Annotated in this window: 18 protein-coding genes; 13 read left to right on the top strand and 5 right to left on the bottom strand. The window is 64.9% G+C overall.

Translation table 11 applies throughout. The annotated features are described in order from the left end of the window. Nucleotides 1-12: 12 nt before the first annotated feature. The 8 genes from aspS (at nt 13) to OKW30_RS16025 (ending at nt 11,233) form a co-directional block, all read left to right on the top strand. Nucleotides 13-1,812, top strand: a complete 1,800-nt coding sequence (gene aspS, locus OKW30_RS16060) for an aspartate--tRNA ligase (protein WP_184067126.1) — start codon at nt 13-15, stop codon at nt 1,810-1,812. A gap of 186 nt (nt 1,813-1,998) precedes the next feature. Next, nucleotides 1,999-2,514, top strand: a complete 516-nt coding sequence (gene nudB / locus OKW30_RS16055) for a dihydroneopterin triphosphate diphosphatase (RefSeq protein ID WP_184067130.1) — start codon at nt 1,999-2,001, stop codon at nt 2,512-2,514. Beyond that, the gene (gene clsB / locus OKW30_RS16050) at nt 2,511-3,770 is read left to right on the top strand and encodes a cardiolipin synthase ClsB (RefSeq protein ID WP_429347089.1); all 1,260 of its coding nucleotides are present in this window, start codon (nt 2,511-2,513) and stop codon (nt 3,768-3,770) included. The genes nudB and clsB overlap by 4 nt, the downstream gene beginning before the upstream one ends. 294 nt (nt 3,771-4,064) lie before the next feature. Continuing rightward, nucleotides 4,065-4,664, top strand: a complete 600-nt coding sequence (locus tag OKW30_RS16045) for a TetR/AcrR family transcriptional regulator (RefSeq protein WP_184027146.1) — start codon at nt 4,065-4,067, stop codon at nt 4,662-4,664. A 98-nt stretch (nt 4,665-4,762) separates the two neighbouring features. Beyond that, nucleotides 4,763-6,550 carry an acyl-CoA dehydrogenase C-terminal domain-containing protein gene (locus tag OKW30_RS16040; protein ID WP_429347088.1) on the top strand — a complete coding sequence of 596 codons (1,788 nt, stop codon included), beginning with the start codon at nt 4,763-4,765 and terminating at the stop codon, nt 6,548-6,550. Nucleotides 6,551-6,635: 85 nt separating this feature from the next. Beyond that, the gene (locus OKW30_RS16035; RefSeq protein WP_429347087.1) at nt 6,636-9,071 is read left to right on the top strand and encodes a 3-hydroxyacyl-CoA dehydrogenase/enoyl-CoA hydratase family protein; all 2,436 of its coding nucleotides are present in this window, start codon (nt 6,636-6,638) and stop codon (nt 9,069-9,071) included. A gap of 74 nt (nt 9,072-9,145) precedes the next feature. Beyond that, nucleotides 9,146-10,345, top strand: coding sequence for an acetyl-CoA C-acyltransferase (locus OKW30_RS16030; RefSeq protein ID WP_184027155.1), 1,200 nt, complete (start codon nt 9,146-9,148; stop codon nt 10,343-10,345). A gap of 117 nt (nt 10,346-10,462) precedes the next feature. Beyond that, nucleotides 10,463-11,233 carry an enoyl-CoA hydratase gene (locus OKW30_RS16025; protein ID WP_187627386.1) on the top strand — a complete coding sequence of 257 codons (771 nt, stop codon included), beginning with the start codon at nt 10,463-10,465 and terminating at the stop codon, nt 11,231-11,233. 65 nt (nt 11,234-11,298) lie between these two features. On the opposite strand, the gene fdhD is transcribed toward OKW30_RS16025, so the two are convergent. Beyond that, nucleotides 11,299-12,183: a formate dehydrogenase accessory sulfurtransferase FdhD gene (gene fdhD, locus OKW30_RS16020; protein WP_429347086.1), complete on the bottom strand. Its 885-nt coding sequence runs from the start codon at nt 12,181-12,183 to the stop codon at nt 11,299-11,301. Nucleotides 12,184-12,341: 158 nt separating this feature from the next. Between fdhD and OKW30_RS16015 the strand changes: the two genes are divergently transcribed. Together OKW30_RS16015 and OKW30_RS16010 are read left to right on the top strand one after the other, a co-directional pair. After that, complete coding sequence (locus tag OKW30_RS16015; protein ID WP_184067147.1) at nt 12,342-12,818, top strand: nitrate reductase associated protein; 477 nt, start codon at nt 12,342-12,344, stop codon at nt 12,816-12,818. Between the two features lie 238 nt (nt 12,819-13,056). Beyond that, a complete protein-coding gene (locus OKW30_RS16010) occupies nt 13,057-16,245 on the top strand; it encodes a sensor domain-containing protein (protein ID WP_429347085.1) in 3,189 nt (1,062 codons plus the stop codon). Nucleotides 16,246-16,316: 71 nt separating this feature from the next. Here the strand turns inward: OKW30_RS16010 and OKW30_RS16005 are convergent, their stop codons facing one another. Then, nucleotides 16,317-16,928 (bottom strand): glutathione S-transferase family protein, encoded by a 612-nt coding sequence (locus OKW30_RS16005; protein WP_429347084.1) that lies wholly within the window; start codon nt 16,926-16,928, stop codon nt 16,317-16,319. Between the two features lie 124 nt (nt 16,929-17,052). Then, entirely contained in the window at nt 17,053-17,448 is a 396-nt protein-coding gene (locus OKW30_RS16000; RefSeq protein WP_090803024.1) for an acyl-CoA thioesterase, read from the bottom strand. A 206-nt stretch (nt 17,449-17,654) separates the two neighbouring features. Between OKW30_RS16000 and OKW30_RS15995 the strand changes: the two genes are divergently transcribed. After that, the gene (locus OKW30_RS15995; RefSeq protein ID WP_429347083.1) at nt 17,655-19,553 is read left to right on the top strand and encodes an ABCB family ABC transporter ATP-binding protein/permease; all 1,899 of its coding nucleotides are present in this window, start codon (nt 17,655-17,657) and stop codon (nt 19,551-19,553) included. Between the two features lie 3 nt (nt 19,554-19,556). On the opposite strand, the gene murU is transcribed toward OKW30_RS15995, so the two are convergent. Together murU and OKW30_RS15985 are read right to left on the bottom strand one after the other, a co-directional pair. Further along, the gene (gene murU, locus OKW30_RS15990; protein ID WP_429347082.1) at nt 19,557-20,270 is read right to left on the bottom strand and encodes an N-acetylmuramate alpha-1-phosphate uridylyltransferase MurU; all 714 of its coding nucleotides are present in this window, start codon (nt 20,268-20,270) and stop codon (nt 19,557-19,559) included. 3 nt (nt 20,271-20,273) lie between these two features. After that, nucleotides 20,274-21,341: an aminoglycoside phosphotransferase family protein gene (locus tag OKW30_RS15985; protein ID WP_187627281.1), complete on the bottom strand. Its 1,068-nt coding sequence runs from the start codon at nt 21,339-21,341 to the stop codon at nt 20,274-20,276. A gap of 225 nt (nt 21,342-21,566) precedes the next feature. On the opposite strand from OKW30_RS15985, the gene OKW30_RS15980 reads away from it, so the two are divergent. Both OKW30_RS15980 and OKW30_RS15975 read left to right on the top strand, forming a co-directional pair. Then, the gene (locus tag OKW30_RS15980) at nt 21,567-23,939 is read left to right on the top strand and encodes an LPS-assembly protein LptD (protein ID WP_184067163.1); all 2,373 of its coding nucleotides are present in this window, start codon (nt 21,567-21,569) and stop codon (nt 23,937-23,939) included. A 65-nt stretch (nt 23,940-24,004) separates the two neighbouring features. Continuing rightward, complete coding sequence (locus OKW30_RS15975; RefSeq protein WP_184067166.1) at nt 24,005-25,369, top strand: peptidylprolyl isomerase; 1,365 nt, start codon at nt 24,005-24,007, stop codon at nt 25,367-25,369. The last annotated feature ends 8 nt before the right edge of the window (nt 25,370-25,377 follow it).

Here is a 25,377-nt window from a genome sequence, read left to right as displayed (position 1 = left end):
AAGACAAACATCATGTCGATGAGATCTGAATACTGCGGTCTGGTGACCGAAGAACTGCTGGGCCAATCCGTCTCGCTGTGCGGCTGGGTAAGCCGCCGCCGCGACCATGGCGGCGTCATCTTCATCGACCTGCGCGATCGCGAAGGGCTCGTTCAGGTCGTCTGCGATCCGGATCGCGCTGACATGTTCAAGGTCGCCGAAGGCGTGCGCAATGAGTTCTGCGTGCAGGTCAAGGGCATTGTGCGCGGCCGTCCGGAAGGCACGACCAATGCATCGCTGAAGAGCGGCAAGATCGAAGTGCTGTGCCACGAGCTGATCGTGCTGAACGCGTCGGTCACGCCGCCGTTCCAGCTCGACGATGACAACCTGTCGGAAACCACGCGCCTCACGCATCGCGTGCTCGACCTGCGCCGTCCGCAGATGCAGCACAACCTGCGTCTGCGCTACCGCGTCGCGATCGAAGTGCGCAAGTACCTCGACGAGCAGGGCTTCATCGACATCGAAACGCCGATGCTCACGAAGAGCACGCCGGAAGGCGCGCGCGACTACCTCGTGCCGTCGCGCACGAACCCGGGCCAGTTCTTCGCGCTGCCGCAGTCGCCGCAGCTGTTCAAGCAGCTGCTGATGGTCGCGAACTTCGACCGTTACTACCAGATCACCAAGTGCTTCCGCGACGAAGACCTGCGCGCCGACCGTCAGCCGGAATTCACCCAGATCGACTGCGAAACCTCGTTCCTGTCGGAACAGGAAATCCGCGATCTGTTCGAGGCGATGATCCGCCACGTGTTCAGGACGACGATCGGCGTCGAGCTCGACCAGAAATTCCCGGTCATGGAATACGCGGAAGCGATGCGCCGCTTCGGTTCGGACAAGCCGGACCTGCGCGTGAAGCTCGAGTTCACCGAGTTGACCGATGCGATGCGCGACGTCGACTTCAAGGTGTTCAGCACCCCGGCCAACACGAAGGACGGCCGTGTCGCGGCGCTGCGCGTGCCGAAGGGCGGCGAGCTGTCGCGCGGCGACATCGACAGCTACACGGAATTCGTGCGCATCTACGGGGCGAAGGGTCTCGCGTGGATCAAGGTCAATGAAGCGGCGAAGGGCCGTGACGGTCTGCAAAGCCCGATCGTGAAGAACCTGCACGACGAAGCGCTGAAGGCGATCATCGAGCGCACCGGCGCACAAGACGGCGACATCATTTTCTTCGCGGCGGATCGCGCGAAGGTCGTCAACGACAGCCTCGGCGCGCTGCGTCTGAAGATCGGTCATTCGGAATTCGGCAAGGCCAACGGCCTCGTCGAGTCCGGCTGGAAGCCGCTGTGGGTCGTCGACTTTCCGATGTTCGAATACGACGAGGAAGACAACCGCTACGTCGCCGCGCATCACCCGTTCACGAGCCCGAAGGACGAGCACCTCGAGTACCTCGAAACGGACCCCGCGCGCTGCCTCGCGAAGGCCTACGACATGGTGCTGAACGGCTGGGAAATCGGCGGCGGCTCGGTGCGTATCTACCGTGAGGAAGTGCAGAGCAAGGTGTTCCGCGCGCTGAAGATCAACGCGGAAGAAGCGCAGGCGAAGTTCGGCTTCCTGCTCGACGCGCTGCAATACGGCGCGCCGCCGCACGGCGGTATCGCGTTCGGTCTGGACCGCATCGTCACGATGATGGCCGGCGCCGACTCGATCCGCGACGTGATCGCGTTCCCGAAGACGCAACGCGCGCAGGATCTGCTCACGCAGGCGCCGAGCGAAGTCGACGAGCGTCAGCTGCGCGAGCTGCACATCCGTCTGCGTACGCCGGAACCGAAGGCATAAAGCCGCGGCCGCTGCGCGCGGCCGGCGGCCGCAAAAAAACCACACGAGCGAAACGAAAAGGCGCTGAGGTGATCTCCACCTCAGCGCCTTTTTCATTTTTTGCGTTACAGTGAAGCCACCGCTTTCCAGACCCTTTCGACCGTCATCCGACATGTACCGCGCGTATCGTCGCGCCCAGTTTGAGCCATGCCGAAACCGCCGAAAATTCCGCAGTCCGTCCTCGTCATCATTCATACGCCTGCGCTCGACGTGCTGCTGCTCGAGCGCGCCGATCATGCGGCGTTCTGGCAGTCGGTGACGGGTTCGAAAGACCGGCTCGACGAACCGCTCGCCGACACGGCGGTGCGCGAAGTCGGCGAGGAAACCGGCATCATGATCGGCGGCGCACTGGTGCCGCGCAGCGGGTTGTTCGACTGGCACTACTCGATCGACTACGAGATCTACCCGGAATTTCGTTACCGCTACGAAGCGGGCGTGCTCTACAACACCGAGCACTGGTTCAGCCTGCAGGTCCCCGAGTGCATCGACGTGACGCTCGCGCCGCGCGAACACACCGCGTATATGTGGCTGCCATATGAAGAGGCCGCATCGCGCTGCTTTTCGTCGTCGAATGCCGATGCGATCCTGCAGTTGCCGCGGCGGCTCGCCGCGCGCCCGATCGACCCGCAATCCGGCCCGCTGACCGGGGAGCGTGGCCGGTGAGCGCAGGCGGCTCGGGCCGTTTGGCGCGTCTGCGGCACACGTTGCTCGGCCGTCGTTACTGGCAGCGCTACCGCTTCACCAGTAGCAACGAGGTCGAGCTGCTGCGCTCCGGCGACGATTTCTTCGACGCGCTGATCGAGCGCATCGACGCGGCCGAGCACAACGTCGCGCTCGAAACCTATATCTTCTGCGACGACGAAGCCGGCCACGCGGTCAGCGAGGCGCTGCTTCGCGCTGCCGCGCGCGGCGTCAGAGTGCGCGTGATCACCGATGGCGTCGGCACCGCACGCCTGAAGATGTTCGAGCAATGGCCGGCCGGCGGCATCGAGCATCGCATCTACAACCCGCATCTGTTCGGCCGCTTCGGCTTTTCGCGCACGCACCGCAAGCTCGCCGTGATCGACGATCAGATCGCGTATTGCGGCGGCATCAATATCGTCGACGATTACGAGAACAACGGCGAGAAGCTGCCGTACCGGCGCTGGGACTTCGCGGTCGAGCTGCGCGGGCCGGTGGTCGCCGACGTGCGCGATGCAATCGACGTGCAGTGGCGGCGGATTCGCGTCGGCCATCGGCCGCTCGATTCGATGAAGCCCGACCTGTCGTCGCAGGACGCCAACTCGCTTGGCAGTCTGCGCAGACGCCGGCGACGCCGCAACGAGGCACTGTGGGCCGGCGGCGAGCCGTGCGTCGCATTCGTCGCGCGCGATAACCTGATCAACCGCCGCGCGATCGAAAAAGCTTATCTGGCCGCGATCGGCCAGGCGCGCCATGAAATCCTGCTCGCGAATCCGTACTTCATGCCGGGACGCAAGCTGCGTCGCGCGCTGATGTTCGCGGCGCGGCGCGGCGTGGTCGTGAAGCTGATCATCGGGCGCAAGGAGTTCAAGGCGCTCGATTACGCCGTGCCGTTCCTGTACCACGCGCTGTTGCGCGCAGGCGTGCAGATCGCCGAATACGAGAAGACGCTGCTGCACGGCAAGGTCGCGGTGGTCGATTCGAACTGGGGCACGGTCGGTTCGTCGAATCTCGATGCGCTCAGCCTGATGCTGAACAACGAAGCGAACGTCGTGCTCGTGAACGATCCGTCGATCCCCAAACTGCGCGACGCGATTCTCGACGCGTTCACGGACGCGCGCCCAATCGATGAAGCGCACTACGAATCGCGACCGGCGCGCGTGCGCGCGCTGAGCTGGATCGCGTACACGAGCTACCGCGTCGCGATGAAGCTGCTGACGGTCGGCGGCTACGACTAATATCGCTCGCACGAGAGCCCGCGCTTGCCGCATCATGTCGGCCATCAATCGGCGCCAGCGAAGCGGGGCAAAGAAATAGAACACGCGCGAGAACACGCGCGCGCCGATCGGCAACCATCGATTCAAGGCAAACGCCTCTAAAAATCTGATTGATCTGATGGTCGAAAGCCGCAAAATTAGAAGCCGGTTAGAAACCGGTTTCTAATAAAGTCCTTGTTTCGCGGACGGCAAGCGCTCAATAATAGTACGGCCGTTCGATTTTCAATTCGGTCACATTAGAACGGTAAAACAGCTATGCGAAAAGGCGAACAAACCCGAGCCGCGATTCTCGACGCAGCACTCGATCTGGCAGGCCGAGACGGACTGGAAGGTCTGACGATTGGTCTGCTGGCCGAGCGCATGCAGATGAGCAAGAGCGGTGTGTTCGCGCATTTCGGGTCGCGCGAGGATCTGCAGATCGAAGTCGTGCGCGAATACCACCGCCGTTTCGAAGACGAGGTGTTTTTCCCGAGCCTGCGCGAGCCGCGTGGTCTGCCGCGCTTGCGCGCGATGATTTCCCGCTGGATCGAGAAACGCATTCAGGAAGTCACGACCGGCTGCATCTACATCAGCGGCGCCGTCGAATACGACGACCGCGCGGACAGCCAGGTGCGCGAGCAGTTGGTGTCGAGCGTGACGACGTGGCGTGCGGCGCTCACGCGCGCGATCTCGCAAGCGATGGAAGAAGGGCATCTGCGCGCCGATACCGACCCGCAGCTGATGCTGTTCGAACTGTATAGCGTCACGCTCGGCCTGCATCACGATGCGCGCTTTCTGCATCTGCCGGATGCGGTGCGTCTCACGTGGGCCGCGCTGGAAAAACTGATTAATTCGTATCAAAGCGAAAGCCGTTAGCGGCGTCGCCGGAATCTACCGGAAACGCGCGGCGCAGAAGGTCCGACCACGGACCCGGCCAACGGCCTGGCTTTTTGTCAAACCAGGGAGAGAGAGTCATGGGACAGTACGCCGCGCCACTGCGCGACATGCAATTCGTGTTGCACGAACTGCTCAACGTCGAGGCCGAACTTCGGCAAATGCCGAAGCACGCCGAACTCGACGCCGACACGATCAACGCGGTGCTCGAGGAAGCCGGCAAGTTCTGCTCCGAAGTGCTGTTCCCGCTCAACCACAGCGGCGACCAGGAAGGCTGCACGTATGCCGGCGACGGCGTCGTGACCACGCCGAAGGGCTTCAAGGAAGCCTATCGGCAATACGTCGAAGCCGGCTGGCCGGCGCTCGGTTGCGACCCGGAATTCGGCGGCCAGGGACTGCCCGCGTTCGTCAACAACGCGCTCTATGAAATGCTGAACTCGGCGAATCAGGCGTGGACGATGTATCCGGGCCTGTCGCACGGCGCGTATGAATGCCTGCACGCGCACGGCACGCCGGAACTGCAGCAGCGCTATCTGCCGAAGCTCGTCGCAGGCGTCTGGACCGGCACGATGTGTCTGACCGAGCCGCATTGCGGCACCGACCTCGGCATTCTGCGCACGAAGGCCGAGCCGAACGGCGACGGCTCGTACTCGATCAGCGGCACGAAGATTTTCATTTCGAGCGGCGAGCATGACATGGCGGAGAACATCGTTCACCTCGTGCTCGCGCGTCTGCCGGATGCGCCGAAGGGCACCAAGGGGATTTCGCTGTTCATCGTGCCGAAGTTCGTGCCGAACGAAGCAGGCGAGCCCGGTGAGCGCAACGGCGTGAAGTGCGGTTCGATCGAGCACAAGATGGGCATCCACGGCAACGCGACCTGTGTGATCAATCTCGACAACGCGAAGGGCTGGATCGTCGGCGAGCCGAACAAGGGTCTGAACGCGATGTTCGTCATGATGAACGCCGCGCGTCTCGGCGTCGGCATGCAGAGCCTCGGTCTCACCGAAGTCGCATATCAGAACTCGCTCACGTACGCGAAAGAGCGGCTGCAGATGCGTTCGCTGACCGGCCCGAAGGCGCCGGAAAAGGCCGCCGATCCGATCATCGTGCATCCGGACGTGCGCCGCATGCTGCTCACGCAGAAGGCCTACGCCGAAGCCGGCCGCGCGTTCTCGTACTGGTCGGCGCTGCAGATCGACAAGGAGCTGTCGCACGCCGACGAAGCCGAGCGCAAGGAAGCCGCCGACCTCGTCGCGCTGCTCACGCCGATCCTGAAGGCGTTCCTGTCGGACAACGCGTTCGAAGGCACCAATCACGCGATGCAGATCTACGGCGGCCACGGTTTCATCGCCGAATGGGGCATGGAGCAGTACGTGCGCGACGCGCGCATCAACATGATCTACGAAGGCACCAACGGCATCCAGTCGCTCGACCTGCTCGGCCGCAAGGTGCTCGGCGACATGGGCGCGAAGATGAAGAAGTTCGGCAAGCTCGTCGCCGAATTCGTCGAAGCCGAAGGCATCAAGCCGGAGATGCAGGAGTTCGTGAACCCGCTCGCCGAGATCGGCGAAAAGGTGCAGAAACTGACGATGGAAATCGGCATGAAGGCGATGCAGAACCCGGACGAAGTCGGCGCCGCGGCCGTGCCGTATCTGCGCACGGTCGGCCATCTGGTGTTCTCGTACTTCTGGGCGCGCATGGCTCGTATCGCGCTGGACAAGGAGGCATCGGGCGATCCGTTCTACAAGGCGAAGCTCGCGACCGCGCGCTTCTACTTCGCGAAGCTGCTGCCCGAAACGGCGATGACGATCCGCCAGGCGCGCGCCGGTTCGAAGCCGTTGATGGACGTCGAAGAAGCGTTGTTCTGACGCTCGCACATCGAGCGAGGCCACACACATCGCGCGAAGCATGGCTGACGCTTCGCGCCATCGCACAACTCTCCGGAGAAACGACGTGAGCAATCTGATCATTCGCAAGGTAGCCGTGCTCGGCGCCGGCGTGATGGGCGCGCAGATCGCCGCGCACCTGATCAACGCCAAGGTGCCCGTGCTGCTGTTCGACCTGCCCGCCAGGGAAGGCCCGAAGAACGGGATCGCGCTGAAGGCGATCGAAAATCTGAAGAAGCTGTCGCCGGCGCCGTTCGGCGTGAAGGACGACGCGCAATACATCCAGCCCGCGAACTACGACGACGACATCGACAAGCTCGCCGGGTGCGACGTCGTGATCGAAGCGATCGCCGAACGCATGGACTGGAAGCACGACCTGTACAAGAAGGTCGCGCCGCACATCGGCCCGAACGCGATTTTCGCGACCAACACGTCGGGGCTGTCGATCACCGCACTGTCCGAAGGTTTCGCGGACGAACTGAAGGCGCGCTTCTGCGGCGTGCACTTCTTCAATCCGCCGCGCTACATGCATCTGGTCGAACTGATCCCGACCGCGACGACGCGTCCGGAAATTCTCGATCAGCTCGAAACCTTCCTGACCAGCGTGGTCGGCAAGGGCGTCGTGCGGGCGAAAGATACGCCGAACTTCATTGCGAACCGCGTCGGCGTGTTCTCGATCCTTGCGGTTATTGCCGAAGCCGCGAAGTTCGGCCTGCGTTTCGACGAAGTGGACGACCTGACCGGCGCGCGCCTCGGCCGCGCGAAGTCGGCGACGTTCCGCACCGCCGACGTGGTCGGTCTCGACACGATGGCGCACGTGATCAAGACGATGCAGGACACGCTGCCGGACGATCCGTTTCTGCCGGTCTACGAAATGCCGGCCGTGCTCGCCGAACTGGTGCAGAAGGGCGCGCTCGGCCAGAAGACCGGCGCCGGCTTCTACAGGAAGGAAGGCAAGGCGATCAAGGTGCTCGATCCGAACACGGGTGCATATATCGACGGCGGCGGGAAGGCAGACGAACTCGTCGGCCGCATTCTGAAGCGTCCGGCTGCCGAGCGTCTGAAGCTGTTGCGCGAAACGCAGCACCCGCAGGCGCAGTTCCTGTGGTCGATCTTCCGCGACGTCTATCACTACATCGCCGTCCATCTGGAATCGATCGCCGACAATGCGCGCGACGTCGATCTCGCGATCCGCTGGGGCTTCGGCTGGAACGAAGGTCCGTTCGAAGGCTGGCAGACGGCCGGCTGGAAGCAGGTCGCCGAATGGGTGCAGGAAGACATCGCGGCGGGCAAGGCGCTCGCCAACGTGCCGCTGCCGTCGTGGGTGCTCGAAGGCGCGGTTGACGAGAAGGGCGGCGTGCACACGACCGATGGCTCGTGGTCACCGGCCACGCAGACCTTCGTGCCGCGCTCGTCGCTCGACGTGTACCGCAAGCAGGTGTTCCGCGCGCCGCTCGTCGGCGAAACCGGCGGCGATCCGAAGACCTACGGCAAGACGCTGTTCGAGACCGATGCGGTGCGCGCATGGGTCGACGATCGCGCGGGCGAGGACGACGTGCTGATCGTGTCGTTCAAGAGCAAGATGAACACGATCGGACCGGCGGTGATCGAAGGGCTCACGCAGGCGATCGAACTGGCCGAGAAGGACTACAAGGGCCTCGTCGTGTGGCAGCCCACATCGCTGAAGCTCGGCACGCCGGGCGGTCCGTTCTCGGCGGGCGCGAACCTCGAAGAAGCGATGCCCGCGTTCATGATGGGCGGCGCGAAGGGCATCGAGCCGTTCGTGAAGAATTTCCAGCAGGGCATGCTGCGCGTCAAGTATGCGAACGTGCCGGTGATCTCGGCGATCTCGGGCATCGCGCTCGGCGGCGGCTGCGAGCTCGCACTGCACAGCGCGAAGCGCGTCGCGCACATCGAGAGCTATCTGGGTCTCGTCGAAGTCGGCGTGGGTCTCGTGCCGGCGGGCGGCGGCCTGAAGGAAGCGGCGCTGCGCGCGGCCGAAGCCGCAAGCCAGGTCGGCGCGACGAACGATCTGCTGAAGTTCCTGCAGAAGTCGTTCGAGAACGCGGCGATGGCGAAGGTGTCGGCCTCCGCGCTCGACGCCCGCGCGATGGGCTACCTGAAGCCTTCCGACACGATCGTCTTCAATGTGTTCGAACTGCTCGACGTCGCGAAGAAGGAAGCGCGCGCGCTCGCCGCGGCGGGCTACCGTGCGCCGCTGCGCGCGACCCAGGTGCCGGTCGCGGGCCGCTCGGCGATCTCGACGATCAAGGCGTCGCTCGTCAACATGCGCGACGGCCGCTTCATCAGCGAGCACGATTTCCTGATCGCGAGCCGCATCGCGGAAGCGGTGTGCGGCGGCGACGTCGAAGCCGGCAGCCTCGTCGACGAAGAATGGCTGCTGCAACTCGAGCGTCGCGCGTTCGTCGAGCTGCTCGGCACGCAGAAGACGCAGGAACGGATCATGGGCATGCTGCAGACCGGCAAGCCGGTGCGCAATTAAGCGGCGACCGCACAATGTGCATGGGACCAGAGTAAGAGCTTTGGCCAACTCTGGTCGACAAAGGAGATTCCCAAATGGCAAAGCAATTGCAAGACGCATACATCGTCGCCGCGAGCCGTACGCCGATCGGCAAGGCGCCGCGCGGCATGTTCAGGAACACACGTCCGGATGAGCTGCTGGTTCACGCGATCAGGTCGGCCGTCGCTCAGGTGCCCGGCCTCGACACCGGCGTGATCGAAGACGCGATCGTCGGCTGCGCGATTCCGGAAGCGGAGCAGGGCCTGAACGTCGCGCGAATCGGCGCGCTGCTCGCCGGTCTGCCGAACACGGTCGGCGGTGTCACGGTGAACCGCTTCTGCGCATCGGGTCTGACCGCGCTCGCGATGGCCGCGGACCGCATCCGCGTCGGCGAGGCGGATGCGATGATCGCGGGCGGCTGCGAATCGATGAGCATGGTGCCGATGATGGGTAATAAGCCGTCGCTGTCGCCGCATATCTTCGATCGCAACGAAGACGTCGGCATCGCGTACGGCATGGGCCTGACCGCGGAGAAAGTCGCCGAGCGCTGGAAGATCAGCCGCGAAGCGCAGGACGCGTTCTCGGTCGAATCGCACCGCCGCGCGATGGCCGCGCAGCAAGCCGGCGAATTCAACGACGAAATCGCCGCGTACACGATCGTCGATCGCGTGCCCGATCTCGCGACCGGCGAGATCAACGTGAAAACGCGCGAGGTGTCGCTCGACGAAGGTCCGCGCGCGGACACGTCGATGGAAGGCCTCGCGAAGCTGCGCGCGGTGTTCGCGAACAAAGGCTCGGTCACGGCCGGCAACAGCTCGCAGACGTCGGACGGCGCGGGCGCGTTGATCGTCGTGTCGGAAAAAATCCTCAAGCAGTTCAACCTGACGCCGCTCGCGCGCTTCGTCAGCTTCGCGGTGCGCGGCGTGCCGCCGGAAATCATGGGCATCGGCCCGAAGGAAGCGATTCCGGCCGCGCTGAAAGCCGCCGGCCTGAAGCAGGACGACCTCGACTGGATCGAGCTGAACGAGGCGTTCGCCGCGCAGTCGCTCGCGGTGATCCAGGACCTCGGCCTCGATACGTCGAAGATCAACCCGCTCGGCGGCGCGATCGCACTGGGCCATCCGCTCGGCGCGACCGGCGCGATTCGTGCGGCGACCGTGGTGCACGGCCTGCGCCGCCGCAACTACAAGTACGGCATGGTGACGATGTGCGTCGGTACCGGCATGGGCGCGGCGGGCATCATCGAGCGTCTGTGAGCCGCTGATCGAACGGGGGATCCTTCTGTGATCCACCAGGGACCGCGCAACGGTTCGCAGGCCGCGCGGCTTGCGAACCGTTTCTACATTCAGCAGGAGCACAAGGAGATGAACGGGATGACGACGGATATTCTGGTCGAGCGCGCCGACGCGGTGCTGACCATCAGCTTCAACCGGCCCGGCAGGAAAAATGCGTTCACGGCCGCGATGTATCAGACGATGGCCGACGCGCTCGTAGAAGCGCAGGGCGACGCGTCGGTGCGCGCGATCCTGATTCGCGGCAGCGCGGGCATATTCAGCGCGGGCAACGATCTCGAGGACTTCATGAAGTCGCCGCCGGTTGGCGAAACCCCGCCGGTGTTCCAGTTCCTGCGCGCGCTATGTTCGGCGGAAAAACCGGTGGTGGCGGCGGTCGCGGGGCCGGCGGTCGGCGTCGGCACGACGCTGCTGCTGCATTGCGATCTGGTCTACGCGGCCGACACCGCGAGCTTTTCGCTGCCGTTCACGCAGCTCGGGCTGTGCCCGGAAGCAGCGTCGAGCCTGTTGCTGCAGCGCGTGGCCGGCTACCAGGCGGCGGCGGAAAAACTGCTGCTCGGCGAGGCGTTCGACGCGGCCGAAGCGCACCGCATGGGCTTCGTGAATCGCGTGCTGCCGGCGGGCGAAGTCGACGCGTTCGCGGCGGCGCAGGCCGCGAAGCTGGCGGCGCTGCCGGCGTCGTCGTTGCGCGTGACGAAGAGCCTGATGAAGCGCGCGAGCCAGCAGGAACTGCAGACGCAGATGACCGAGGAAGCCGTGCATTTCGGCAAGATGCTGCTTGCGCCCGAAGCGCGCGAGGCGTTCAAGGCGTTCTTCGAGAAGCGCAAGCCGGATTTCCGGCGGTTCGACTGAGGGGGGCGACGCTGGCGGGCTTCGGGTGGGTTAGCCGTGAATCGTCGCTGCGCCGCTTCAATCGCTCAAGCCTGCTGCTGCCACGTGTCGTAATCGACGTAGCTGCCTTCGCGGCAGAAGCTCACGAGCCGCACGCCCGCCTCACGCGCGATCGCAATCGCGAGCGACGACGGCGCCGAGATCGTCGCGACCATCGGCACGTCGACGCGCGCGGCCTTGCGCACCAGCTCGTAGCTCGCGCGGCTCGACAGAAACACGAAACCGTCGCGCGTATCGGCGCGGTCGAGCACGAGCTGGCCGATCAGCTTGTCGAGCGCGTTGTGGCGGCCGACGTCCTCGAACGCAGAGTGGATCGCGCCTTGCGCATCACACCACGCGGCCGCGTGGAGGCCGCCCGTCAAACGAGTGAGCGCCTGGTGCTCGGGCAGCGCGCGCGCGGCGCGTGCGATCGCATCGGGCGCGAGCCGCTGCAAGAAGCCAGTGTCGGGCACACGCTGCGGTTTCAGATCCAGCAGATCGATGCTTTCGATGCCGCACACGCCGCAGCCGGTGCGCCCGGCGAGCGCGCGGCGCTTTTCCTTCAAACCGGTGAACGCCTGCTGCACGACCTGCAATTGCACCTCGGCATGCGGCAGCTCGCCGTGCCCGTGCAATTCGACCTCGATTTCCTGAATGTCGCTGCCGCGCTCGACGATCCCCTCCGAAATCGCGAAGCCGACCGCGAACGCTTCGAGATCGCGCGGCGTGCACATCATCACCGCGTGCGAGATGCCGTTGAACACGAGCGCGACCGGCCACTCCTGGCCGACGTGATCGGTGGCGGTTTCAACCGCCGCGCCGCGATGGCGGCGCACTTCGAGTTGCACTACGCCGGGTTGTTCGTCGCTGTCGAGGGCGTGGGGCTGGCCGTTCGCCCGCCCGGTTTGGCGCCCGTTTTCCTGTCCGTTCAAGCTGCTTCACTCCTGTATCAGGCCGCGCGTCAAAGGGTGCGCCGGCCTCGCCGTATGCTTCGCGGCGGCCGCCGCGCGGGGCGCCGTCGCGCGAATAAGGTTCTAAAATACCTCAAGCGACGCCCGCACGCTGTCCGCCACCGACAAGGAGCACTGACATGGGACTCAACGAAGCACCGCTTCTGTTCGACTTCGAAGTCGCGTCTTCGGAGAATTTCACTTATATCCCGATGTCGGTGCGCTTCAATCTCGACCGTTTCGGGCTGCGCATCACGCTCGCGCAGTGGCAGCAACTGCCGCTCGAAGATCGCAAGCTGCTCGCGCGTTTCCCGGTCGAAGACGACACGCAGATCGAACCGAATTTCGATCACGCGCTGTTCGAGATGCTGCGCACGCACGCGAACGTCGAACCGGAGTGGTTTACGCCGGAGGAGTCGCCGGCCTGGCGTCAAACCGACAGCGTGCCCGACGGTGTCGCGCATCAGGCGGGGCTGGCCGGTCTCGCCGCGCCGAGCGTCGCGCGCTGGGCCGAGCTCGAACCTTTCAAGCGCTATGTGCTCGCGAAGCTGTCGCGCAAGCCCGAGGCGAGCCACGATTTCGTCCCGGCGATGAAGGAATTTGGTGCGGCCGGCTAGGTGCGGCCGGCTAGGTGCGGCCGGCTAGGCGCGGCCGGCCAGCCGCTCCCAGCCAGGCGCCCCACCAACTCGCAGCCTTCCCCCCAATCATCAGATTTTTTTCACGCCGACCCTCAACCCGCTTCCGATCGCTGCCGATATCCAAAGGATGGCGCGTAAAAGACTTGCATCGGTGCGGCCCGACGCACCGGCAGCGAGCGCGCTCTCCCGCCCTCGGAACGATTGACGTTCGGAACCCATGAATCCTTTTCTATCGAAGCGACTGCTGATCAATATTGCGGTCGTGGTCGTCGCGGTCGGTGCAAACGCGTTCGTCGCGTACACGCAGATTCGCGGGCAGCGCGACGCCGATGCGCGCCTCGCGCGCTCGACCAGCGTGCGCCAGAACCTCGATGCGTATCACGCCGCGCTCGATAACGCGCTCGCCGCTCTGCACCGCCTGAAAGAATCGGGCAAGCCGGTGCCGCCTGACGCGGCCGCTTCGATGACGAACACACTCGCGAGCCGCGAGCAATCACTGCGCGACGAGCTCGCGAGCGAGCCGTACATGTTGGGGGCGCTCGCCAGCCTGAGCGCGGCGCGGCACGCGTTGCAGCACGATCTCGAGGACACGCTGCGCAACCAGGCGAGTGACCTGCCCGGAGCGGCAAGCGCGGCGTCGGGGGCGGCGCACGCGGCATCGACCGAAGCACCGGGCGCGGCCCCCCTCGACGCGCCATTCGAGGCATCCCTCGACCCTGCGCCGTCGAACTCGCATCTTGCCCCCGCGCTAGAGCGTGTCGAAGCCGCGCTCGCCACGTTGCGCAGCGAGGAAAACCGCTCGTTGCAGACCTCGCTCGCGGCATCGGCGAGCGACAGCGAGCGCGCGATGTTCGTGCTGCTCGTGACGATGCTCACCGGCAGCGTGCTGCTGTTCCTCACGTTCGGCGTGCGCGAGAACAGCGCTCGCGAAAAACTGCGCAGCGCCCGCGCGCTGGTGCGCAACGACGAGCGTTTTCGCAGCCTGTTCGACGATCACACCGTGCCGATGTACATCTTCGATCGCGACACGCTGTGCTTTCTCGCCGTCAACAAGGCCGCGATCCAGCAATACGGCTACACGGAAGACGAGTTTCTCGGCATGACGATCCGCGCGATCCGCCCGAACTCGGAAATCGGCCGCCTGGAGACGCACTTGCAGCGTAGCGCCGATCTCCGCCAGAGCCACACGATGGCGGGCATCTGGCGGCATCGGCGCAAGGACGGCTCGATCCTCAGCGTCAACGTGTCCTATCACGCACTGAACTTCATGGGCCGCGACGCCTCGTTCGTGCTGGCGGACGACGTGACCGACCAGATCAACGCCGAAGCCGAAGCGCAGCGCTCGAATCAGATGCTCGAAGCGGTGATCGACAACATTCCGCAGCGCATCTTCTGGAAGGACCTGAACTCGCGCTATCTCGGCTGCAACATGGCATTCGCGCGCGACGCGGGGCTCGCGTATCCCGAGCAGGTGGTCGGCAAGAGCGACGCCGACCTGGCGTGGCGCGCGTTCGCCGACCTGTTGACCGAGCACGATCGCGAAGTCGTGAGCACCGGCGTGCCCAAGATGAACTTCGAGGTCGACTTCGTGATCGACGGCGTGCACCGCACGACGGTCACGAGCAAGCTGCCCTTCACCGACGGCGGCGGTCAGGTGATCGGCGTGCTCGGCTCGTACACCGACATCACCGAGCGCAAGCGCGCCGATCTCGCGCTGCGTCTGCAAAGCCGGGCGCTCGACGCGAGCGTCAACGCGATCCTGATCACCGCGCCGTCGCCGTCGGGCAATCTGATCGAATACGTGAATCCGGCGTTCATGCGCATCACCGGCTACGATCCCGCCGAGGTGATCGGCCACGACTGCCGCGTGCTGCAACGCGACGACCGTGACCAGGAAGGCGTCGGGTTGATCCGCGAGGCGCTCGCGGCGAATCGCGAGGTCAGCGCGGTGGTGCGCAACTATCGCAAGGACGGCGCGCTGTTCTGGAATCAGCTGTTCATCGCGCCGGTGCCGAACGCGGAAGGCGTGATTACCCATCATATCGGCGTCATCAACGACGTGACCGAGCTGATCCGCTATCAGGAGCAGCTCGAATACCAGGCCAACTACGACGGCCTTACGCGGCTGCCGAACCGCAACCTGCTGCGCGACCGGCTCGAACATGCGCTCGTCGTCGCGCAGCGGCATCATTCGGGCGTCGCGGTCGTGTTCCTCGATCTCGACGGCTTCAAGAACGTCAACGACAGCCTCGGCCATAGCGTCGGCGACCGGCTGCTCGGGGTGGTCGCCGAACGGCTCGCGCGCTGCTCGCGCACGAGCGACACGGTTGCGCGCCACGGCGGCGACGAGTTCGTGATCGTGATGACCGACACCGTCGACGAGCAATCGCTGATCACGTGGATGGAGCGCGTGCGCGCGTCGATCGCCGAGCCGGTGTGGCTCGACGGCACCGAGCTGTACGTCGGCTGCAGCATGGGCGCGAGCCTGTTCCCGCAGGACGGCGAGGATGCCGAAACGCTGATGAAGAAGGCCGACGTCGCGATGTATCGCGCGAAGGACATGGGGCGCAACACGTTCCAGTTCTATCAGCCGGAGATGAATGCGAGCGCGGGCGCGCGCCTGAATCTCGAACGACGCCTGCGCCGCGCGCTGCGCGACAACGAGTTCCTGCTGCACTATCAGCCGCAGGTCGATATCGGCAGCGGACAGATCGTCGGCATCGAGGCGCTGGTGCGCTGGCACGATCCCGAGGTCGGGCTCGTGCTGCCGTCGTCGTTCATTCCGCTCGCCGAGGAAAGCGGGCTGATCGGGCCGCTGTCGGAGTGGGTGCTGCGCGAGGCGTGCCGGCAGAACAAGGCGTGGCAGGATCAGGGCTTGCCGCCGGCGCGCGTGTCGGTGAATCTGTCGGCGCGGGTGTTCCAGCAGCGTGACATCGCGAAGCTCGTGATGCAGGTGCTCGACGAGACCGGACTCGAACCGAAGTACCTCGAACTCGAGCTGACCGAAAGCACGATCATGCGCAACGCGGAAGAAGCAGTGTCGATGCTCAACGAACTGCACGCGCTCGGCATCGGTCTCGCGATCGACGACTTCGGCACCGGCTATTCGAGCCTCAGCTATCTGAAGCGCTTCCCGGTGGACCGCTTGAAGATCGACCGCTCGTTCGTGTCGGATATCGGCGTATCGGGCGACGATGAGACGATCACGTCGGCGATCATCGCGCTCGCCCATTCGCTGAAGTTGCAGGTGATCGCCGAGGGCGTGGAAACGTCGGCGCAACTCGACTTCCTGAAGGAACGCGCGTGCGACGAAATGCAGGGCTTCTATTTCGCGAAGCCGCTATCGACGGAAGCGATTTCCGAACTGCTGCACGGCGGGTTGGTGCCGGAGCTGGAGCCGGCGTGAGGGGAGCGTGACGCGGCAACGGGTGTCGCCGCGTGTCGCCGCGTGCGCCGTGTGGCCGCGTCCAACGCCGGTCACTGAGCCGGCGTGTCCTTGAACACCGGCAGGCTTTCCGCGAACGCGGAAAAGTTCTCGAGCCGCGGATGATCGGCCTTGCTGACCGCCTCCGGCAGCATCATGTGCGTGAACTGCCAGGCTACGGCGACGGCCACGTCCGCCGCGCTGAACTGCCGCTGCGTGTCGGGCAGCGGCCCTTCGCCCAACTCGCGTTCGAGTTCGGCATAGGCGGCGAACAGTTGCGCGCGCACACGCTCGACCCACGGTTCATGCTGCTTCTCCTGAGGCCGCAGATTGCGCTCGTAGACGATCTGCACGCTCTTTTCGCACGCGGCGAGCGCGAGACCCGTCAGACGCGCGGCGCGCAACGCCGCGTCGGCCTGCGTCGGGAACAGCGGAGTGGGGCCGGCGAGCGTTGCCAGATACTGCAGGATCACCGTCGAGTCCATCAGGATCGCGCCGTTGTCGGCGACGAGCGTCGGCGCCTTGACGACCGGGTTGATCTTCGCGAACTGGTCGTAGGTGCGGAATACCGAAATCGACTCGTGTTCGAAGTCGAGCGCGAGCAGCTTCATGCAGATGGCGACGCGCCGCACGTAGGGCGAGTCGAGCATTCCGATCAGTTTCATCTCGTTTCCATGAGAAGAGCGACTATGGGGGCGCCCCGGGCCTCGTGCGCTGATCGGCCGGAACGGCTAGCGGGTGGCGCGGCGCGTGACGCGTGGAATCGCTAGCTTAAGCATCCTCGCCGGCTCAGTCCAGCGCGGGCAGCGCGCGCGGACGGCGGTCGCTGTCGGTGGCGACGTAGGTGAGGATCGCTTCCGTGACCTTGACGACTTCCTGCGAGAGCCTCAACCGCTGCGCGTAGACCTCGACCGACACTGTCACCGACGTATTGCCGGTCTTCACGATATCCGCGTAAAAGCTCAGCAGATCGCCGACGAACACCGGTTGCTTGAACAGGAAAGAATTAACCGCGATCGTCGCGACCCGCCCATTCGCGCGACGGCTTGCCGGAATCGAGCCGGCGATGTCGACCTGCGCCATGATCCAGCCGCCGAACACGTCGCCATGAATGTTCGCGTCCGATGGCTGCGGCATGACGCGCAGCGCGCACGGCTTGGACGGAAGCTGAAGAAGATCGGTCATCGGGACATCCTTGGGAAACGTGTTCGAGTGTATTGACGCGCATTGACGCAATGGCTGGGCCAGTTCGACAGTAGGCCATGCAAAGCGCCGCCAGTCGGCTTCTGCGACAATGGAAAGATCAGGAATTGTACGGGAAAGCACCCAGCGAAGCGCGCGAGCCGCGCGCCGCTGCGAACTCCGGCAGCTCCACACTCTCCCCACGATTTATGCGCCGCGCTCCTTCGTCCGAACCCTCGCCGATTTCCACCGCACCCCGCAACGACTGGCAAACGATCCTGTCGCTGCTGCCATACCTTGCCACCTACAAATGGCGAGTCGGCTTCGCGCTCAGCTGCCTGATCGGCGCGAAGGTCGCGAACCTCGGCGTGCCGATCGTGATGAAGCGCATCGTCGACAGTCTCGCGTCGGTCCGGCATCTGACCGCGCTCGGTCGCGCGCAGGACGCGCCCGGCATCGTGCTGCTCGGCGGCGTCGGCATGCTGGTGGTCGCGTATGCGGTGGCGCGGCTGTCCACGTCGTTTTTCACCGAGCTGCGCGAAATCCTGTTTTCGAAAGTCACGGAAAGCGCGGTGCGCCAACTCGCGCTGAAAGTATTCCGCCATCTGCACGGACTGTCGCTGCGCTTTCATCTGGAGCGGCAGACGGGCGGCATGTCGCGCGATATCGAACGCGGCACGCGCGGCATCACGCAGCTGATTTCCTATTCGCTGTACAGCATCCTGCCGACGCTCGTCGAAGTCGGTCTCGTGCTCGGCTTTTTCGTCGTCAAATACGAGGCCTATTACGCGATCGTCACGTTCGTCGCGCTCGCGGCGTACATCGCGTTCACGGTGAAGGTCACCGAGTGGCGCACGCACTTTCGCCGCACGATGAACGAGCTCGATTCGAAGGCGAATTCGCGCGCGATCGACTCGCTGCTCAACTACGAGACCGTCAAGTACTTCGGCAACGAGGAGTGGGAAGCGAGCCGCTACGACGAGAACCTGAAGCGCTATCGCGCGGCGGCGATCAAGTCGCAGCGTTCGCTGTCGGCGCTGAACTTCGGGCAGCAGGCGATCATCGGCACGGGGCTCGTGTTCATCCTGTGGCGCGCGACCCAGGGCGTGATGGCCGGGCGTCTGACGCTCGGCGACCTGGTGCTGATCAACACGTTCATGCTGCAGCTGTATATTCCGTTGAATTTTCTCGGCGTGGTCTATCGCGAGCTGAAGCAGAGCCTGACCGACATGGACCGCATGTTCTCGCTGCTCGGCGCACCGCGGGAAGTGCCCGACGCGCCCAATGCGGTGGCTTTGCAAGTGAGCGGCGCGCAGGTGCGCTTCGACGACGTGAGCTTCGCGTACGAGCCTTCGCGGCAGATTCTGCACGGCGTGAGCTTCACGATCGCGGCCGGCACGACGACGGCGGTGGTCGGCCACAGCGGCTCGGGCAAGTCGACGCTCGCGCGGCTGCTGTTCCGCTTCTACGATCTCGACCGCGCGACGGGCGGCGCGATTCGCATCGACGGGCAGGATATTCGCGACGTCACGCAGGATTCGCTGCGCGCGTCGATCGGCATCGTGCCGCAGGACACGGTGCTGTTCAACGACTCGATCTACTACAACATCGCGTACGGTCGGCCGTCGGCGACGCGTGATGAAGTGATCGCGGCGGCGCGCGCCGCGCATATCCACGAGTTCATCGAGAGTCTGCCGAAGGGCTACGGCACGCCGGTCGGCGAGCGCGGGCTCAAGCTGTCCGGCGGCGAAAAGCAGCGCGTCGCGATCGCGCGGACCATACTCAAGAATCCGCCGATCCTGTTGTTCGACGAAGCGACGTCCGCGCTCGATTCACGCTCCGAGCGCGCGATCCAGCATGAGCTCGACCTGATCGCGCGCGAACGCACGACGCTGATCATCGCGCACCGGCTGTCGACGGTCGTGCACGCACAGCAGATCATCGTGATGGACAAAGGGCGCATCGTCGAGCGCGGCACGCACGCGGAGCTGTTGCGCGCGAACGGTTTGTTCGCGCAGATGTGGGCGCTGCAGCAGCGCGCCGCGCACACCACGGATGCGGTGGAAAGAGCGGAAGCAGTCGGGGCAGGTGAGAGCCCGGCGAAGTAAAGCTCAGCGCGCGCGCAGCAGCCGATCGAGCGCTTCCAGCTGCGCCTGGGTGCCGATGTTCTCCCACGAGCCTTCGTACAGCTCGCCGCTCGCGAGCCCACGCGCGATGGTCGCGCGGTAATACGGGCTCAGCGCGCGCCGCGTGCCGCGCGGCAGATCGCGGAACATGCGCGTGTCGTACAGACCGAAACTGCCGAACGTGAGGCGCGGCTGCGCGTCGAGCGACAGCACGCTGTCGACGAGACCAAAGTCGCCGTTCGGGTGAAACGCCGGGTTCGGCACCATCACCAGATGCATGCCGGGCTCGGGCAGCGCCTTGAGCCGGCCGGCGTGCGCGTGCAGCGCGGCGTAGTCGTACTCGGTGTACACGTCGCCGGCCACCGCGACGAACAACTGATCCGCGCCCTCGTCGGTCAGTAGCGGCAGCGCCTGCGCGATGCCGCCCGCGGTCTCCAGCGCCTCGTGCTCGGGCGAGTAGCGCAACTCGACCTGCCAGCGCGAACCGTCGCCGAGCGCGGCTTCGAGCTGCGCGCCGAGCCACGCATGATTGATCACGATGCTACGGATGCCGGCCCGCGCGAGCCGTTCGATCTGCCATACGATCAGCGGCTTGCCGCCCACTTCGAGCAAGGGCTTCGGGCACGCGTCGGTCAACGGACGCATGCGCTCGCCGCGGCCCGCGGCGAAAATCATCGCTTTCTTTACGGACATCGTCATCGGTCAGAAGGTGTAGCCGATTTCCTGCGCGCGGCCGTCGAGGTCGTCGAGCAGTTTCGCGAACCCGCGCAGCGGCGCGTAACGCTCCGCCACCTTGCGTGCATAGCCGATGAAGCGCGGCAGGTCGTTCATGTAATGCGCCTTGCCGTCGCGGTAGTTGATGCGGCAGAACAGGCCGAGCACCTTGATGTGCCGCTGCAGCCCCATCCATTCGAGCTGGCGGTAGAACTCGCCGAAATCGGCATCGACCGGCAGGCCGGCTTTTTTGGCGCGCTCCCAGTAGTACGCGAAGCAGTCGAGCTCGAACTCCTCGTCCCAGCTGAGGAACGCGTCGCGCAGCAGCGACACGACGTCGTACGTGATCGGCCCGTACACCGCGTCCTGGAAGTCGAGCACGCCTGGGTTCGGCTCGGCGATCATCAGATTGCGCGGCATGAAATCGCGCAGCATGAAGCTTTGCGGCTGCGCGCGCGCGCTCGCGATCAGCAGCGCGAACATGCGATCGAGCAGCGCGCGCGTGGCGGCATCGACCTCGCGGCCAAGGTGCCGGCCGATGAACCACTCGGGCATCAGCTCCATCTCGCGGTGCAGGAACGCTTCATCGAACGGCGGCAGCACGTCTTCGCGCGAGCTGAGCTGCCAGCGGATCAGCGCGTCGAGCGCGTCGCGCATCAGCGCGCGAGCCGCGCGCGTGTCGCCCGCGGCCTGCGCGTCGGTCAGCGCACCCAGATACGACGCGGTGCCGAGATCGGTGACGAGCATGAAGCCCGCGTCGAAGTCGACCTCGAGCACGCGCGGCACGTGCACGCCGGCGGCGGCGAGCAATTGCGCGATCTGTGCGAATTCGCGGCATTTTTCGGGCGGCGGCGCGTCGACGGCGATCAGCGTGGCCGCGCCGTTGCCTTGCGCCGCCTTACCGGCGAGCCGGAAATAACGGCGGAAACTGGCGTCGGACGAGGCCGGAACGAGGGTGTCGGGCTCGAGCGCATGGCGCGCCGCGTGGCCTTGCAGCCAGGCCTTGAGCAGGGAGAGACGGGTGTCGGTGAAATCTTGGGTGGAAGGCAGCGTCATGAAAAGCGGCGGCAAATTCTTGGGGACAACGTCTTGCCATATAATACCCCACGACTTTTTTGACGCGACTCACACGCCAGCTTTCGCGTGCTCCGTTTCACCGCCCGCCTTATCACTCGGCAAATTTGGAATCCAGACGTGCAGCCGACTCTAACGGTCGCGGTGTGCAGGCGGTGGGATCGTGACGACGAAAGCTTGCGCAGGGGTCGACTCGCCAAACGATACATGCCGCCCAGACAGCTTTCCGATACCACTCCTTCCTGTGCAGCAGTGCCGCGCAAAAGGCGGCTCGTCGCGGCGCTGATCGCCGTTCCGGGTCTGATGCCCGCGCTTGCGCACGCCCAGCTGGTGGGGGAAGCTGCGCAACCGCAGGCGGTCTACCCGCCGTGGGGCATGCAGCTTGCGCCGCAGCTCGAGGATCATCCGTTGCAAACGGGCCAGCGGCCGGCCACCTTCGTGCTCGGCGACCACGCGAGCGGCACGATCGACCAGGATCTGGCCGCCAAGGGCTCGGCGGAAGTGCGGCACAACACGTCCGTGATCAAGGCCGACGCCCTGCACTACGATCAGGACACGGACATGGCCGATGCGTACGGCAATGTCCACGTGATCAATACCGGCAATACCTTCATCGGACCCGAAGCGCATCTGCGCGTCGATTCGACCGAAGGCTTCATGACCGCGCCGAAGTACCACTTCACGCTGACGGGCGGCTCGGGCAGCGCGCAGCGCGTCGACCTGCTCGACGCGGAGCGCTCCGTGTTCACGAAGGGCACCTACACGGCGTGCGCGTGCACGGACAATCCGGCCTGGTACATCAAGGGCAGCGAGTTCGATTTCGACACCGGCGCGGACGAAGGCGTCGCCTACAACAGCGTGCTGTTCTTCCAGGGCGTGCCGGTGTTCGCGTCGCCGTGGCTGTCGTTCCCGCTGTCGGGCGATCGGCGCAGCGGCCTGTTGCCGCCCACGTTCTCGCTGAGCTCGACGAACGGTTTCGAGCTGTCGGTGCCGTATTACTTCAACATCGCGCCGAATCGCGATCTGACGGTCACGCCGCGTCTGATCTCGAAGCGCGGTGTGCAGTTGCAGAGCACGTTCCGCTATCTGTCGCCGACGTATTCCGGGTCGATCACCGGTGAATTTCTGCCCGACGATCGCCTGACGAAGACCAACCGCTACGCGCTGTACATCCAGCACAACCAGAATTTCGGTAACGGCTTCGGCGGCTACATCTATTACAACAAGGTTTCGGACAACACGTATCCGGAAGACCTGTCGTCGTCGGTCAACCAGTTCATGAACGGCACCCAGCTCCTGTATCAGCAGGAAGCCGGGTTGACCTACAACAACGGACCGTGGTCCGTGCTCGCGCGCGAGCAGCACTGGCAGACGCTGGAGCCGTCGGTCGCGCCGTACGGCCGCCAGCCGCAGTTGAACGTCAAGTACGCGAAGTACAACATCGGCGGCTTCGATTTCGGCGCCGAAGCCGACTACACGAACTTCCGCATCACCACCGCGGATCTGAGCGAAGGCCAGCGGGTAGTGTTCAACCCGTACCTGTCGTATTCGGTGGTGGGGCCGGGCTACTTCGTCACGCCGAAGGTGCAGTGGCACTTTGCGTCGTACAACCTGAACAACATCGGCACCGATCTGGCGAACGTGCCGGGGGCGCAGAAGAATTTCACCGAGTCGATTCCGACCTTCACGTTCGACACGGGACTGACGTTCGAGCGCTCGGTGCGCATTTTCGGCGCGGACTATATCCAGACGCTGGAGCCGCGCCTGTACTACGTGTACACGCCGTACCGCAACCAGAACAACGCGCCGCTGTTCGACACCGCCGAATCCGACTTCGGTCTCGCGGAAATCTTCACGCCGAATACGTTCGTCGGTAACGACCGGATCGCCGACGCGAACCGCCTGACCGCCGGTCTCACCACGCGCTTCATCAACCCGTCCACCGGCGACGAGCGCGCGCGCTTCGTGATCGCGCAGCAGTATTACTTCCGGGATCAGCGCGTTACGCTGACGCCGACCCAGACCAGTACCCAGGCCACGCACTCGGACCTGATCGCGGGCGCGTCGATCAAGCTGGGCGCCGGTTTCGCTTCGGAAACGGCGTTCCAATATAATGCGGACAATAACCAGCTCACGAAGACGAGTGTCGGCTTCGGGTTCAGTCCGGCGAGCGGCAAGGTCATCAACGTCGCGTACCGCTACACGCGCGCCAACACCACGCTCGACAACCAGCCGATCAATCAGGTGCTGATTTCGGGCCAATGGCCGCTGACGCACCGGATGTACGGTGTCGGCCGGTTCAACTACGACCTGGGTGGCCACCGTATCGTCGACGGCCTGGTCGGCCTGCAATACGACGCGGACTGCTGGACGCTCGGCGCCGGCATCCAGCGCTACGCGAACGGCCTGAACTCGTCGGGACAGAATCAGTCGAGCACACGGTTTCTGGCGCAGTTGACGTTCAAGGGCTTGTCGAGCGTCGACAACGGGCTGATGACCGCGTTCCGCAGCAGTGTGGCCGGCTACATGCCGTTGCCGCCACCGCCACCGCCGGAGTCGCGGTTCACCAACTACGAATGACGCTCGCCCGGTCATTCACGGCTTGCGAAAAGACGGGCGAAGCGCCCGACATCATTGGAGTATCTGTGGCAATCATGAAACAGCTTCGCTTGGCAATACTCGCGGCGGGTCTCGTCGCCGCGGCGTCCTTCGTTCCAGTCGCGTCGGTACAGGCGCAGGCATTGGGCGGCAATAGCGGCCAGACGGTGGACACCATCGCCGCAGTGGTCAACAACGGTGTCATCACGCAGCGCGAGCTCGACGAGCGGGTCGGTCTGATCGCGCACCGGCTGAACCAGCAGAACGCTCCGGTGCCGCCGACGGACCAGTTGCGCCAGCAGGTGCTCACGCAGATGGTGCTCGAGCGCATCCAGCTGCAGAAGGCCAAGGAAGACGGCATCACCATCGACGACGCGGCCGTGCAGCGCACGCTCGAGCGTCTCGCGCAGGCGAACAACATGTCGCTCGCCATGTACCGCGCGCGCATCGAGGCGCAAGGCGTGCCCTGGACCACCTTCTCGAGCGACGCGCGCACGGAGCTGACGCTGTCGCGTCTGCGCGAGAAGGAAGTGGACAGCAAGATCACAGTGACGGACGCCGAGGTCGCGAACTATATCGCCAGCCAGCGCGGCCCGGGCGCCGGCCAGACGAACGACCTGCACGTCCAGCACATTTTCGTGAAGGCGCCGCTGAACGCGTCCGAGACCGACATCGAGGCGGCGCAGAAGAAGGCCGAGGGTTTGCTCGCCGAAGCGAAGGGCGGCGCGGATTTCGAAAAGCTCGCGAAAGCCAATTCGCAGGCGCCGGACGCGTCGAAGAACGGCGGCGATCTCGGCTTCCTCGCGCCGTCGAAGCTGCCGCCCGAGTTCGTGAAGGCCGCGTCGGCACTGCGTCCGGGTGAGATCAATCCGGATCTGATCCGCACCAACGACGGCTTCGAGATCGTGCGTCTGGTCGAGCGCCGTGCCGGCCAGGGCACCAGCGCGGACGCGCCGAAGCTCGTGCAGACGCACGTGCGCCATATTCTGCTGCGCGTCGGCGACGGTCTGTCCGAACCGCAGGCACGCCAGAAGCTGCTCGACATCCGCAACCAGATCGCCGCCGGCGGCGACTTCGCGAAGTTCGCGCGCACCTACTCGCAGGACGGCTCGTCGTCGCAAGGCGGTGACCTCGGCTGGGTCAGCCCGGGCGAGACGGTGCCCGAGTTCGAGCGCGCAATGAACTCGCTGCAGGACGGTCAGATCAGCGAGCCGGTGCGCAGCGAATACGGCTACCACCTGATTCAGGTGCTCGGCCGCCGCGATGCGCAAGGCTCGATTGCGCAGCAGATGGATCTCGCGCGTCAGGCCATCGGCCAGCGCAAGGCCGAACAGGCGTATGCCGACTGGCTGCGCGAGCTGCGCGATACCGCGTACGTCGAAGTGAAACCGGCCACGGCGAACGTGCAATAACAGAGCCA

Origin of the sequence: Paraburkholderia sp. Clong3, assembly GCF_050436485.1 — a bacterium.
In the GTDB taxonomy this organism is placed as follows: domain Bacteria; phylum Pseudomonadota; class Gammaproteobacteria; order Burkholderiales; family Burkholderiaceae; genus Paraburkholderia; species Paraburkholderia tuberum.
This window is presented reverse-complemented; position numbering and strand designations above follow the sequence as displayed.

Coding starts and splice junctions, on each gene's coding strand:
- aspS (WP_184067126.1), top strand. CDS start 13: ATGTCGATGAGATCTGAATACTGCGGTCTGGTGACCGAAGAACTGCTG.
- nudB (WP_184067130.1), top strand. CDS start 1,999: ATGCCGAAACCGCCGAAAATTCCGCAGTCCGTCCTCGTCATCATTCAT.
- OKW30_RS16045 (WP_184027146.1), top strand. CDS start 4,065: ATGCGAAAAGGCGAACAAACCCGAGCCGCGATTCTCGACGCAGCACTC.
- OKW30_RS16040 (WP_429347088.1), top strand. CDS start 4,763: ATGGGACAGTACGCCGCGCCACTGCGCGACATGCAATTCGTGTTGCAC.
- OKW30_RS16030 (WP_184027155.1), top strand. CDS start 9,146: ATGGCAAAGCAATTGCAAGACGCATACATCGTCGCCGCGAGCCGTACG.
- OKW30_RS16025 (WP_187627386.1), top strand. CDS start 10,463: ATGACGACGGATATTCTGGTCGAGCGCGCCGACGCGGTGCTGACCATC.
- OKW30_RS16015 (WP_184067147.1), top strand. CDS start 12,342: ATGGGACTCAACGAAGCACCGCTTCTGTTCGACTTCGAAGTCGCGTCT.
- OKW30_RS16010 (WP_429347085.1), top strand. CDS start 13,057: ATGAATCCTTTTCTATCGAAGCGACTGCTGATCAATATTGCGGTCGTG.
- OKW30_RS16005 (WP_429347084.1), bottom strand. CDS start 16,928: ATGAAACTGATCGGAATGCTCGACTCGCCCTACGTGCGGCGCGTCGCC.
- OKW30_RS16000 (WP_090803024.1), bottom strand. CDS start 17,448: ATGACCGATCTTCTTCAGCTTCCGTCCAAGCCGTGCGCGCTGCGCGTC.
- OKW30_RS15995 (WP_429347083.1), top strand. CDS start 17,655: ATGCGCCGCGCTCCTTCGTCCGAACCCTCGCCGATTTCCACCGCACCC.
- murU (WP_429347082.1), bottom strand. CDS start 20,270: ATGACGATGTCCGTAAAGAAAGCGATGATTTTCGCCGCGGGCCGCGGC.
- OKW30_RS15985 (WP_187627281.1), bottom strand. CDS start 21,341: ATGACGCTGCCTTCCACCCAAGATTTCACCGACACCCGTCTCTCCCTG.
- OKW30_RS15980 (WP_184067163.1), top strand. CDS start 21,567: ATGCCGCCCAGACAGCTTTCCGATACCACTCCTTCCTGTGCAGCAGTG.